Annotated in this window: 8 protein-coding genes; 4 read left to right on the forward strand and 4 right to left on the reverse strand. The window is 68.6% G+C overall.

Going from position 1 to position 12125, the window contains the following annotated elements:
* Nucleotides 1-4737, forward strand: a complete 4737-nt coding sequence (locus tag RIV14_RS04430; protein WP_256699274.1) for a DUF3418 domain-containing protein — start codon at nt 1-3, stop codon at nt 4735-4737.
* Nucleotides 4738-4946: 209 nt separating this feature from the next.
* On the forward strand, nt 4947-5885 hold the full coding sequence (locus RIV14_RS04435; protein WP_081381831.1) for an ABC transporter permease subunit: 939 nt from the start codon (nt 4947-4949) through the stop codon (nt 5883-5885).
* A 542-nt stretch (nt 5886-6427) separates the two neighbouring features.
* Here the strand turns inward: RIV14_RS04435 and RIV14_RS04440 are convergent.
* From RIV14_RS04440 to RIV14_RS04450, 3 genes are all read right to left on the reverse strand, one after another.
* Complete coding sequence (locus RIV14_RS04440; RefSeq protein WP_143224200.1) at nt 6428-6967, reverse strand: hypothetical protein; 540 nt, start codon at nt 6965-6967, stop codon at nt 6428-6430.
* A 237-nt stretch (nt 6968-7204) separates the two neighbouring features.
* The gene (locus RIV14_RS04445; RefSeq protein ID WP_075372374.1) at nt 7205-8731 is read right to left on the reverse strand and encodes a phospholipase D-like domain-containing protein; all 1527 of its coding nucleotides are present in this window, start codon (nt 8729-8731) and stop codon (nt 7205-7207) included.
* A gap of 425 nt (nt 8732-9156) precedes the next feature.
* The gene (locus tag RIV14_RS04450) at nt 9157-10275 is read right to left on the reverse strand and encodes a hemagglutinin (RefSeq protein ID WP_256699275.1); all 1119 of its coding nucleotides are present in this window, start codon (nt 10273-10275) and stop codon (nt 9157-9159) included.
* A gap of 151 nt (nt 10276-10426) precedes the next feature.
* On the opposite strand from RIV14_RS04450, the gene RIV14_RS04455 reads away from it, so the two are divergent.
* Together RIV14_RS04455 and RIV14_RS04460 are read left to right on the forward strand one after the other, a co-directional pair.
* Nucleotides 10427-10945 carry a SprT-like domain-containing protein gene (locus RIV14_RS04455; RefSeq protein WP_075372376.1) on the forward strand — a complete coding sequence of 173 codons (519 nt, stop codon included), beginning with the start codon at nt 10427-10429 and terminating at the stop codon, nt 10943-10945.
* A 56-nt stretch (nt 10946-11001) separates the two neighbouring features.
* Nucleotides 11002-11331: a putative heavy metal-binding protein gene (locus tag RIV14_RS04460; RefSeq protein WP_075372377.1), complete on the forward strand. Its 330-nt coding sequence runs from the start codon at nt 11002-11004 to the stop codon at nt 11329-11331.
* 458 nt (nt 11332-11789) lie between these two features.
* Here the strand turns inward: RIV14_RS04460 and RIV14_RS04465 are convergent, their stop codons facing one another.
* A complete protein-coding gene (locus RIV14_RS04465) occupies nt 11790-11912 on the reverse strand; it encodes a hypothetical protein (protein ID WP_256695060.1) in 123 nt (40 codons plus the stop codon).
* Nucleotides 11913-12125 lie beyond the last annotated feature (213 nt).

A 12125-nucleotide genomic window follows, 5' to 3' on the forward strand; every position in this document is an offset into this window, starting at 1 on the left:
ATGAGGGACAATGGGTCACCTATGGAACAGGGCGAGCACCGCAAGCGGAATCAGGGCGACGATCACGTCGGTGGGCATCACGGCCAGCAGGACGGCGACCTCGGTGCGCGCAGCACCGAGAGTGCGCAGCCGCGCGGTGGCGGCAGGCGCCGGGGCCGGCGCCCGGGCCGGGCCGGGGGGCGGCGTCGCAGCGCCTGGAAGGGGTACTCCCCCGAGCAGCTCGCCGCCCGCGCCACTGCAGTCCCGGCGATCGTCTACCCCGAGGAGCTACCGGTCTCCGCCCGCCGTGAGGAGATCGCCGCCGCCATCAGCGAGCACCAGGTCGTCATCGTCGCCGGTGAGACCGGCAGCGGCAAGACCACCCAGCTGCCCAAGATCTGCCTGGAGCTGGGTCGGGGCATCACCGGGATGATCGGCCACACCCAGCCGCGGCGCATTGCCGCGCGCAGCGTGGCCGAGCGCATCGCCTCCGAGCTGGGCACCCCGATCGGGCCGGGCGGCGTCGTCGGCTACCAGGTGCGTTTCACCGAGGAGGTCGGCGAGAACACCCTGGTCAAGCTCATGACCGACGGCATCCTGCTGGCGGAGATCCAGTCCGACCCCCAGCTGCGTCGTTATGACACGATCATCGTGGACGAGGCTCACGAGCGCAGCCTCAACATCGACTTCATCCTGGGTTACCTGGCGCGTCTGCTGCCCCAGCGTCCCGACCTCAAGGTCATCATCACCTCGGCCACCATCGACTCCGAGCGCTTCGCCGAGCACTTCGGCCGCGAGCAGACCGGCGACCGGGGGCAGCCCTTCATCGTTCCCGCCCCGGTCATCGAGGTCTCCGGGCGCACCTACCCCGTCGAGGTGCGTTACCGCCCGCTGGCTCCCGACGACGTCGACCCCGCCTCCGAGGGCACCGGCGACTCACCAACCGACGGCACCACCGTCCCCCGGCCCAGCCCGGCGGGACCCGGTGAGCTGAGCGAGGCCGAGCTGGAGGCCCTGACCTCCCCCGACCCGGCCGTGCGCGCCGCGGCCCGGGCCCGCCGCGAGGCCATTCGCTCCGGCGCCGGCCCCACCGCGCTCACGCCCCGCAACCAGGGGGCTCGCGGTAAGGGCCGGGGCCGGGCCGGCTCCGCGGCTGCCAAGTCCGGGGAGCCCAAGGACCAGGTGACCGGGCTCCTCGACGCCGTCGACGAGCTCTTGGGTGAGCCCAGCGGCGACATCCTCATCTTCCTGGCCGGTGAGCGCGATATCCGCGACACCGAGGTGGCCCTCATCGACCACCTGGGGGCGCGCTACACGCCCGACGGCCGCTCGCGCACGCCGGGGGCCATCGAGGTCGTCCCCCTGTACTCGCGCCTGAGCGCCGCCGAGCAGCACCGGGTCTTCGAGGCCCACCGGGTGCGCCGCATCGTCCTGGCCACGAACGTGGCCGAGACCTCCCTGACGGTTCCCGGGATCCGCTACGTCATCGACCCGGGCCTGGCGCGCATCTCCCGCTACTCCAACCGCACCAAGGTCCAGCGCCTGCCGATCGAGCCGATCAGCCGGGCCAGCGCCAACCAGCGGGCGGGCCGCTGCGGGCGCGTGGCCGACGGCATCGCCATCCGCCTGTACTCGCAAGCCGACTTCGAGGCGCGCCCGGAGTACACCGAGCCGGAGATCCTGCGCACCTCACTGGCCAGCGTCATCCTGCAGATGGCGGCCCTGGGGCTGGGGGCGGTGGAGGACTTCCCCTTCCTGGACGCCCCGGACTCCCGCCAGGTCCGCTCCGGTCTGCAGCTGCTCACGGAGATCGGCGCCATCGAGCCGGCCGGGGCCGCCTCGGCCCGCTCCGACGACGCCCCCGACCGGGGCCGCAGGGGGCCGCGCCTGACGGAGATCGGGCGGCGCCTGGCGCGCCTGCCCATTGACCCGCGTCTGGGGCGCATGCTCCTGGAGGCCGGTGAGCTGGGCTGTGTCGGGGAGGTCATGGTCATCGTGGCGGCCCTGTCCATCCAGGACGTGCGTGAGCGCCCGGCGGACAAGCAGGAGGCCTCCGACGCCCTGCACCGGCGCTTCGCGGACCCGACGAGTGACTTCCTGACCTACCTGAACCTGTGGCGCTACCTGCGCACGCAGAGCCGCGAGCTGTCCGGCTCGGCCTTCCGGCGCATGTGCCGCGCCGAGTTCCTGCACTACCTGCGGGTGCGCGAGTGGCAGGACGTCCACACCCAGCTGCGCCAGCTGGCACGCCCCCTGGGCCTGGACGCTGCCCCGGTGGAGCTGCCGACGGCCCGTTCGATCCGGGCGGCCACCGAGGCCCTGGAGCCTGGCAGCCACGCCGCCCAGATCGCCAACGGGGGTGTGGCGACCGCCGTCGTGGCCCTGGGGCGCAGCGCGGACACTCCCGACGCCGACGCGATCCACCGCTCGCTGCTGGTGGGGCTGCTGTCCAATGTGGGCAACTGGGACGAGCGTCGTCGGGAGTACGCCGGCGCGCGCGGGACCCGTTTCACGATCTGGCCGGGCTCGGGTCTGCGCCGCAAGACCTACGACTGGGTGATGACCGCCGAGCTGGTGGAGACCTCCCGGCTCTTCGCCCGCACCGTGGCCAAGGTGGACTCCCGGTGGATCGAGCAGGTGGCGGACCGGGCGGGCCTGACCCGCCACGTCTTCGGTGAGCCCTACTGGTCGACCCGCCAGGGGGCGGCCATGGTTCACGAGAAGGTGCTGCTCTACGGGATGACGCTGGTGGCGGACCGGCCGGCGACGCTGGCGAGCGTGGGGACGGACTCGGCCCGCCAGGTCGCCCGGGAGATGTTCATCCGCTCGGGCCTGGTGGAGGGCGGCTGGCACGCCCGTCACGGCTTCGTGGAGCGCAACCGGGAACTCATCGAGGAGCTTCAGGATGTGGAGCGGCGTCGGCGCGAGCACGGCCTGCTGGCCGACGACGCCGCCCTGTTCGACTTCTATGACGACCGCGTCCCCGAGGAGGTGACCTCCGCGGTGGCCTTCGACGCCTGGTGGAAGGAGCAGCGGCGCGCCACCCCGGACCTGCTGGATTTCACCCGGGAGCTGCTGCTGCCCGGTGGCGGCGACGCGAGCGGCTTCCCGGACACGTGGGTGCAGGGGGACCTGACCCTGGGCCTGGACTATGTGTTCGAGCCGGGCCACCCCGAGGACGGGGTCAGTGTCCAGGTGCCGGTGGAGGTGCTGGGGCGTCTGAGCCCGGAGGGCTTCGACTGGCTGGTGCCGGGGATGCGGGCCGAGCTGTGCGTGGCCACGATCCGGGCGCTGCCCAAGCGGGTGCGCCGCCAGCTGGTGCCGGCCCCGGACGTGGGTGCCCAGGTGTGGGCCCAGATCGCCCAGGAGTTCCCGACGCCGCCGGGTGCGAGCTGCCCCGAGGTGCCCTTCGAGGAGGCCTTCAGCCGGGTGGTGCTCCGCCTCAAGGGCGTGGAGATCACGGAGGCCGACTGGGCCGAGGCGGCAGAGCGGCTGCCGGATCACCTGGCGATGGGCTTCGCGGCCCTGGATGCGCGGGGGCGGGTTATTGGCCGTGGCCGGGACCTGGTTGCGCTCCAGCAGCGGCTGTCGGGCAAGACGGAGGCTGCTGTGCGCTCGGTGGTACGCGGTGCGCTGGCCCAGGCGATGGCCGAGGCCCAGGAGCGTCAGGGCGCGCAGGGCGGGAAGTCGGGCCGCAAGGGCCGTAAGAAGAAGGATGGGCGGCCGGCTGCCGCCCAGCGTCCGGGCGGCGCCGCTGGGACCGCAGGGGTCTTAGGAGGCTCAGGGGCCGCTGCTGGAAGCGGCGCCGGCCTGGAGGAGCGCCGGGGTCTGACCGACTGGCCTCGGGGCGTGCCGGGCCTGGGCGACCCGGATGCCTCGACGATCCCGGCCTCGGTGGAGTCCGCGGGCCGGGCCGGGCTGGTGGTGCGCGGCTACCCCGCCCTGGTGGCGAACGGGGCCAGGAGCGCAGACCTGCGGATCCTGCCCGACGCCGCCGCCCAGCTGGGTGCTCATGGCGCCGGGGTGACGGCGCTGGCCCTGGCGCGCACGGCCTTGCCGGCGGCTCGGGTGACGAGCCGGTGGAGTGCCCAGGAGTCGCTCATCCTGGCGGCCAGCCCCTACCGGACGACGGAGGCTCTTGTGGAGGACGTGCAGGCGGCCGCCGCACGCATCGTGGCCGGGCACTGGGCGGCGTCGGCCTCCGGCTGCGCGCTGGCGGAGGTGCGCAGCCGGGAGGTCTTCGAGGCGCTGGTCGGGGTCATGCGCGATGAGCTCGAGGACGAGGTCTACCGGGTGGCTCGGTATGCGGCCGCGGCGCTCACGGCGGCCCGGGAGGTGGAGCGCGTGGTGGGTGAGCACACCTCCCTGACGCTGCTGAGCACGCTTCAGGAGGTGCGCGAGCACGCGGCCTCTCTGGTTCCGGGCGGCTTCATTACCGCCACCCCGCCGGAGCACCTGGCGCATCTGGAGCGCTACCTGCGGGCCCTGGTGATGCGGGTGGAGAAGGCGGCCTCATCGCCGTCGGCCACCTCCCAGGATGCGGCCCTGGCCTTCCAGGTCTCCCAGGCCCAGGAGGTGGTGGACAAGGCCCGCGCCAAGGCGGCCTCGCTGCCGGCGGACCCGCAGCGCGAGGCCCTCCTGGAGGAGGCCCGCTGGATGGTGGAGGAGCTGCGGGTGAGCCTGTTCGCCCAAACTCTGGGCACGAGCCGCAAGGTGAGCCTCCAGCGCATCACCAAACTCTGCGCCCAGATCAGCTGACCGCCCGACCCCTCGCCCCGCGGCCACCGGGCACCCCGCGGACCAAGCAACGACTCATCATCCCCGCAGACGACCCCTCCTCCGTCAGGGGGAGGAGACCGCCCCTACCGTGTTCAGCCACCGGGACGATCACACCGGGACCCAGCCCTCCTAACCTGGAATCGTTCAGGAAGAACAAAGGCCACGAGCATCCCGAGGACTGACGCACTATGACCACCACTATCGACGCCGCAGCCGGCCCGGCCATGGGCGTCAACCGGTTCGAGGCCCCCCAGAAAACCACCCCCGTCTCTCGGACACCCCGCGCCAGACGGGAGCGGGTCCGGGAGGCCGCCATCTGGCCCAGTCGGCCCCGCGTGGATGGTCGGCAGTCCTTCTTAGGCGCGGTGCGCGCCGAGTGGATCAAACTGCGTACCCTAACCTCCACCTGGGTCACGTCGGGCATCACGGTCGTCATCACGGTCATGTTCGGCGCGGGCCTGGCCGTGAACTACGCCGGCTCCCCCAGTCGGGTCGACGAGGCCAAGACCATGATCACCATGGGCTCGGTGCTGGGCATGGTCGTCGTCGCCGTCCTAGGGGCCCTGATGATCACCGGCGAGTACGCCTCGGGGCAGATCCGCTCCTCACTGATGGCCGTTCCCCGCCGCGGACGTCTTTTCGCAGCGAAGGCGCTCGTCGTATCGGGTTTCTCCTTCATCCTCGGGGTCCTCTGCGTGGCGCTGTCCTACGCCGTTTCCTACCCGTTCATGAAGGGCCACGCCGGTTCTCTCACCGACGCCCACTACCTGGGGCTGTTCTGGGGCACCGGCCTGGTCTTCGCGTTCATCGCGCTCATGGCTCAGGGGGTCGGCTACCTCACTCGCTCGACGGCGGGGGCCATCACCATGGTGGTGTCGGTGCTGTTCGTCGTCCCGATTCCCTTCAACCTCATAGCCGGCCACTGGAAGTGGGCGAACAAGGTCCTGGGACTCCTGCCGGACACCCTGTCCACCGCCGTCTCCGACCCCTTCAGCCTGGCTCACCAGTGGGGACAGGCCGGCACCGCCGTCTTCCTCCAGCACTGGCAGGCCATCGCCATCTTCGCCGTCTGGGCCGTCGTCCCGCTGGCGATCGCCGCGGTCGTCTTCACCCACCGCGACGCCTGAGTCACCGGTTCACGCGTCCCATCAGACTCTTTCTCCGGTTCCACACAGTCGGCCCCCGCACCATCGCGGTGCGGGGGCCGACGACGTCCATGCGGACAGCCCGGATCGTTCAGCGCCGAGGCTGGTCTTCCCGGTACTTGCGCGTCCAGGAGCGCCTGGTCCGGTACAGACGGACTCCCGTCCCCACCAGAACTCCACTCCAACCAACTGCTAGCGCCCACACCCACTGCGGGATATCCATGGCAACACCTCCTCACCCCGCCGCCAGGTTCATCTAATTCAGAACGGAACAGCTGACATCTCAATCTTGCGCATCATCACCTCGATGCCGATACTCACTTTTCTGTCGAGTGCGATAATAGCGAATCAACCCCCCAGCTAGCATGCACAGCCAGAAAATAATCATCCCAATTAGCCATGACAACATAGCAACCCCTCAAACTCGGAGCGATACTCAGATTCTTTGATGCGAGAGCCCCGGTGCAGGCTTGCGCACAACTAGCACCAAACCTGCACCGCGATCTCAGCATCAAAGACCCACATCAAACGCAGATCCGCTTAGGCCAAGAGGTGTGATCGGTCCAATACACGAGCGCACCCCCAGTAAGCCCTTCAGCAGCACCAATACCATTGAGCACCACACCAGCAGGAAGACCGACGATCGTCCCATCCGCAGCACCTCCAGCGACACCCGTTACCGCACCAGCAGTCATCAGATACCAGCCATAGGCAACAACAGCCCACTTGGGGATGGTGACGCATGTCGAGGCCGGCACCTCGGTAGGGTCAGGCTTCCCCGCGACCAGTCGATCATAGGTCTGAACGGCTTTCTGGTAGTCCTCAGCCGAAGCTTCCGCCTTATATTCGGCCTGAAGCTCCGCCACCTTCGCCTGCTCAGAACTTTGCGCAACCGGATGAGGTGCAGCCACAGCCTGACCCGCCGCACCAAAGAACATTCCGATCGCCACAACAAAAGCCATCACCGGAGCACCAATCCGCCCCAGCACTCGTCCCACACTTATCGTGATCTCTCCTTCGAAGTCATCGAACCCAGGCAGGATAGCAAACACCCCGCCCGCCATTCACCACAATATACCGATTGGGTAAATGGTGTTACCATCATACCCCTCCACACAAACACTCCACATCAGATAATGTGACAAATATTGGCGATTCCTACACTCGCCCCCTGACAGTCGTTTTCACACGGATCCTTCCAGCAAATCCGACCTTATGGCACACACGACCCAAGCGGCCACACATTGTATGTTTTCTATAAATCTGAAACGCGGCTGGGAGCAGCACTCACCCCGCCATCGTCACAGCACGGCGGACATGAGGCGGCAGACGTTGTCCACGTAGCGGTTGTACCAGGGCTCGGTGGCCCACAGCTCGGGGGTCAGCTCGGTGCAGGTAGCCCGGTAGTCGGCGTCGTTGGTGCGCAGCAGGTCGTCGAGGTCCCCGCCGAAGGCCAGCAGCATGACCTCGTAGTTGAGGGCGAAGGAGCGGAAGTCCATGTTGGAGGACCCGATGACCCCGACCTCGTCGTCGACCGTCATGTACTTCGAGTGCAGGACAGTCGGCGAGGGGTAGAGGTAGATCCGCACCCCCGCCGCCAGGAGCGCCGAGTAGTAGGAGCGCTGGGCGTGGCTGACGATGAACTGGTCGGACTCCTTGCCCACGAACAGCTCGACCTCCACCCCCCGGTAGGCGGCTGACGTCATCGCCGCCAGCAGCGCCTCGTCGGGGATGAAGTAGGGGCTGGTGATGGACACGCGCCGCTTGGCCCCGTGGATGAGGGCCAGGAACATCCGCAGGTTCGGCTCGGTGGGGTATCCCGGCCCGGAGGGGATGAGCTGCATGGCGTTGACGACGGCGCCCGGCCGCCCAGGCCTGGGGGCCGGCGTGCCCACCGGGATGCCCGGCAGCCCCACCATCTCCGGCAGGGTCTCGGTCGGCGTCCCCAGAGCCAGGTCGAAGGCCTCGAGCTGCTCACCGGCCTCGAAGAACCAGTCCATGGCGAAGACGGCCTGAGCCTCCAGGACGATCTCGCCGGTGACCTCCACAGACAGGTCCTCCCAGCGGCGCCCGGCCCGCACATTGCGCCGGGTCCGGTAGGAGGGGTCGATGACGTTGTGGCTGCCGATGAAGCCCTTCTCGCCGTCGATGACCAGGATCTTGCGGTGGTTGCGCAGGTCCGGGCGGCGCCAGCGGCGCTTGAGCGGCAGCAGCGGCATCATGAGACGCCAGCGGATGCCGGCGTCGGTCATGCGCTGGCAGAACTGCTTCCAGCCGGGGTACTTGCGGCTGCCCAGGTGGTCCAGGAGGAGTCGCACCGTGACCCCGCGGGCCACCGCGCGCTCCAGGGCGACGAAGAAGACGTCGGTGACCTCGTCCCAGCTCATGATGTAGAACTCGACGTGGATGTGGTCGGTGGCGGCGTCGATGGCTCGGGCCATGGCCTCATAGGTGCTGCGGGGGTCGGCGTGGACGGCCACCACCTCACCACTGACGCAGGGCAGGCCGGTCAACCGGCGGTTCATACGCACCGCCCCGGCCAGGTAGGTCGAGGGCCGGGCGCCCTTGGGCAGGTCCGGCATGGAGCGGGTGTAGTCGAGGGTGATCTCGTTGACGGTGTGCTGCTGGCGGCGCCGAGTGCCGTGCACCCACGGGCTGCCGATGAGCAGGTAGAGCGGGAGCCCCACGACGGGCAGCAGGAAGATGAGCAGCAGCCAGGCGGTCGACGACGACGGGCGGCGGTTCTCCGGAACCGTGCCCAGTGCGGCGATCTTGATGAGGTACTCGATGACGACCCAGGTGGTCGCCAGTACCGGCGGCAGCGTCATACTCGCATCATGTCATGCCCACTGACAGGTCCCCGCAAACATACCTGGGCGCGGACCGGGTGGTCCTGCGCCCAGGCACTGCGAAGGCCCGCCCCGGTTGAACCACCGGGTCGGGCCCTTCGCAACGAGGTCGCTTACCGGTTCCCATTCGGCAGCGGGTCCTCCTTCACCGAAACGTCCGAGCACATTCCCTTGGCTGTGGCCCGGACTCAGTGATGGCCGGTCAGTGGTACTCCCCAGTACCTCACGGTCGCCACCGTTCAGCGGTGACTACGACTCTGCCGATGCTGTCTGAGAGAAGACTGGAAATCGCGCATCTAAATGGTGACGCTTGATGACGATACGGTCACGGTCTTCCGAACGTGCTGCCGCCCTCCCTCAAACCCCTTGAAATACTGCGGAATCCGCCCCTGCACTGGACACCCTCAGGCCGACGTCGGAGCGCCGAAGAGCGTCTTGAAGTAGCCGTAGAAGTTCCAGTTGCCCCACGAGGTGCACTGGTCCCCGCCATGGGCGGCGGCCTCATTGGGCTGGTAGGGCGTGTAGTTGTACAGGCCCGCCGTCGCCTGGTTGGCCACCGTCACCTCGCCGCTGCCGCACAGCACATCGGGCGAGTAGGCGATTTGTCTGGGCTGCTGCGCCACGACGTCGTAGCTGCCCGGGTCGAGACGGTAGCGATGGAATTGGGAGGCCGCCCCGTAGAGCTGGGAGGGGAAGCCGGCCCACTGGGGGTCGCAGGTCCCGTGGTCGGGGCAGGCGTAACCGGCTGCGGCCTCATAGTCGCGAGCGTTCAGGTTCGCGCCAGAGGCGGTGAGTAGCCCCTGCTCCTTGTGAATGAGGACGAGGAGCACCTGGGGATTGATGTCGCAGGCTTGGGAGACCTCCCAGATGACGTCGGTCGCGCTGACACCGGAGGCGGCCTCGATGCCTCCGGGGCAGAAGGTGCTGGCCGGGCGGGCCTGCACGGAGAAGGTGGCGGTGGCCAGGCACTCGGTGCCGTCACTGCCCGGCTGGCAGCCAGCGTTGACTTTAGTGAGAAAGGCGGCGATCTCCTCGCGCGTCATGGCCTGGGAGTCGTAGAAGACCTCGTCATCAATGATGCGGGCGGCGTTGAAGCCGCTGGCGTCGGGCACCAGGGGTGCTGGCGCAGAAGCTGTTCCGGTATCAGAGGCCCGTCCCCACCCCAGAGCGAAGCCACCCAGTGAGGAACCGGTTGCACGCAGCACAATGAGTCCCACCAGGAGCGTGACCAGGAAGGCGACCAGGGCGACGCCGATCGGGCTTCTCAGGAAGGGATGACGGACACCGCCCCTGCGCCCCCGCCTCCGTCTGGCACCGGCGCGCAGGAGCCCGAAGCGCCCACGGCCTCCTCGACTCCTCTTCGCCCGCCCGGAACGGCGACTCGCATCCTCCCGCCGGGCGTGATCGGTACCGCGCTGCGCGGCCGGGCGGGCACTGCGCGGCGCTCGTGCGGGCTGAGGCGAGCCGGATCCTGCGGTGCTTCGTTGGGGCCGCGGACGTCGGCCGGAGGGATGGTGGGACATCAGCGCCATCGTGTCACATAACGGGCCGATGCACGGCCCGAAGCAGCCCGGGCTTCCCAAGACGACTGTCCGACCGGGATTCGACGGGAGGCGATGCGTCCCACAGCACCGCCGTCGGCCGGGTGAGTCCGCCGTCGCATACCGTGGGGCCGTGAATCTTCCCGACGTCCTGAGCCTGGCGCGCTCCCTCATGGAGGAGGCCGACGTCGGCGACTGGGATCTGGCCTTCGACCGGGCGCGTCGGCGGGCCGGCCAGACGGATCATGCACGACGTCGGCTCACGCTCAGCCGCCATCTCATGAGCCTGTACGACGAGGCCCAGGTCCGCGAGACGATCCTGCACGAGATCGCCCATGCCCGCGTCGGCCCCCACCACGGGCACGACGCCGTCTGGGCCGCCGAGGCGACTCGACTGGGAGCGACAGGCCGGCGGCTCATTGACGCCCAGGCTCCGCGGCTACGGGGACGCTGGGTGGGCAGGTGCCCGGCGGGCCACGAGGTGGACCGCATGCGCCGTCCAACCTCACCCGTCTCATGTTCGCGCTGCGCCTCTCGATTCAGCCTGGAGCACCTCCTGGCTTGGAGCCTCGACGGGGAGCCCGTCCCCCATGCGCGGATCAGCGAGCGCTACAGCCGCCTGTTGCGCTTGGCGAAGCGGGCCGCATCATAAGGCCTCCTGTAGGGTGCTTGCACCAACCACCACCCCACAAGAACGGAATCGTCGTCATGCTCGTGACCACCACCCCCACCGTCGAGGGTTACCCCGTGACCCAGTACCTGCGAGTCGTCTGCGGTGAGACCGTCGCAGGAGTCAATTTCCTCAAGGACATGGCCGCGGGGTTCCGAAACTTCGTGGGTGGCCGTTCCCAGTCCTACGAGGAAGAGCTGATCCAGGCCCGGGAGACAGCCCTGGCGGAGATGGTGCAGCGTGCCCAGGAGCTCGGCGCTGAAGGTGTCGTCGGCGTCGACATCGACTACGAGGCACTGGGGACAGACAACGGCATGCTCATGGTGACCGCTTCAGGCACCGCGGTGCGGTTCTCCCCTGTCTCCTGAGCGGAACTGAGCCCCAATCCCCCTCAGGGGAAGACTTGAGTCAACGAACCAACCCGTCCGCGAATTTCCCAGATTTTTCCCAGGGATCTGCCCCTCATCCTCACAGGGTGAGGGCGTTACATAGTAGTCGCCGCCGGACAGGAACGGTCTCGAGGGTTGGGGAGCCCAGTGACAGATCGATCCCCTGAGATGAAGTTGGGTCATAGGGAGCCTGACATCATCGTTTCGGCGAAGGAGGAACCGCCTCCTCGGGTGCATGGGACCCCGGGTTGCAGGTGGGACCTCGCGAGGCTTGGGCCCGCGGTTCGGACTTCCGAACCGCGGGCCGAGTCCTTTCTCGGAGGTTATCGGCCCGTCTGCACGCCGATAACTGAAACACCGCGAGTTCGTAGGGTAGGTCGCGAGTTCGTACCCTTAACCCCCGAACACGCGGCATAAGGTACGAACGCGACGGCGGCCTACGCGGCCGACTCCTCCTCGGCGACGGGGTCGCCCACGCGCAGCATGAGGAGCAGCCCCATGGCCAGCACCGCGACGATCCCGAGGATCCCCCAGTAGTTCGCGCCCGGCTTCGCTTCCAAGGCTCCACGGAGTCGATCCCGTCCTCCGCCCAGTGTCCACAGCGCTGACATCAACGAGCCCACCCTTGAAGCCCCCTTGAGAATCGTTGAAATTCCGCGGTTGGTCTTCGGCGTGCCGCGTCGGTGCGGAGCTGATGTCAGCGTCATGGACACCAAGCTGCTGGCCATGCCCACTCCACGAGGGTGGGGTGCCACTGGAGGAGGGTCGGGAGT

Origin of the sequence: Actinomyces acetigenes (assembly GCF_031296635.1) — a bacterium.
GTDB classification, from domain to species: Bacteria; Actinomycetota; Actinomycetes; order Actinomycetales; family Actinomycetaceae; genus Actinomyces; species Actinomyces acetigenes.

Excerpts from the sequence above, each read along its gene's own strand:
- RIV14_RS04430 (WP_256699274.1), top strand. The coding sequence starts at position 1 with ATGAGGGACAATGGGTCACCTATGGAACAGGGCGAGCACCGCAAGCGG.
- RIV14_RS04450 (WP_256699275.1), bottom strand. The coding sequence starts at position 10,275 with ATGTCCCACCATCCCTCCGGCCGACGTCCGCGGCCCCAACGAAGCACC.
- RIV14_RS04440 (WP_143224200.1), bottom strand. The coding sequence starts at position 6,967 with ATGGCGGGCGGGGTGTTTGCTATCCTGCCTGGGTTCGATGACTTCGAA.
- RIV14_RS04435 (WP_081381831.1), top strand. The coding sequence starts at position 4,947 with ATGACCACCACTATCGACGCCGCAGCCGGCCCGGCCATGGGCGTCAAC.
- RIV14_RS04445 (WP_075372374.1), bottom strand. The coding sequence starts at position 8,731 with ATGACGCTGCCGCCGGTACTGGCGACCACCTGGGTCGTCATCGAGTAC.
- RIV14_RS04460 (WP_075372377.1), top strand. The coding sequence starts at position 11,002 with ATGCTCGTGACCACCACCCCCACCGTCGAGGGTTACCCCGTGACCCAG.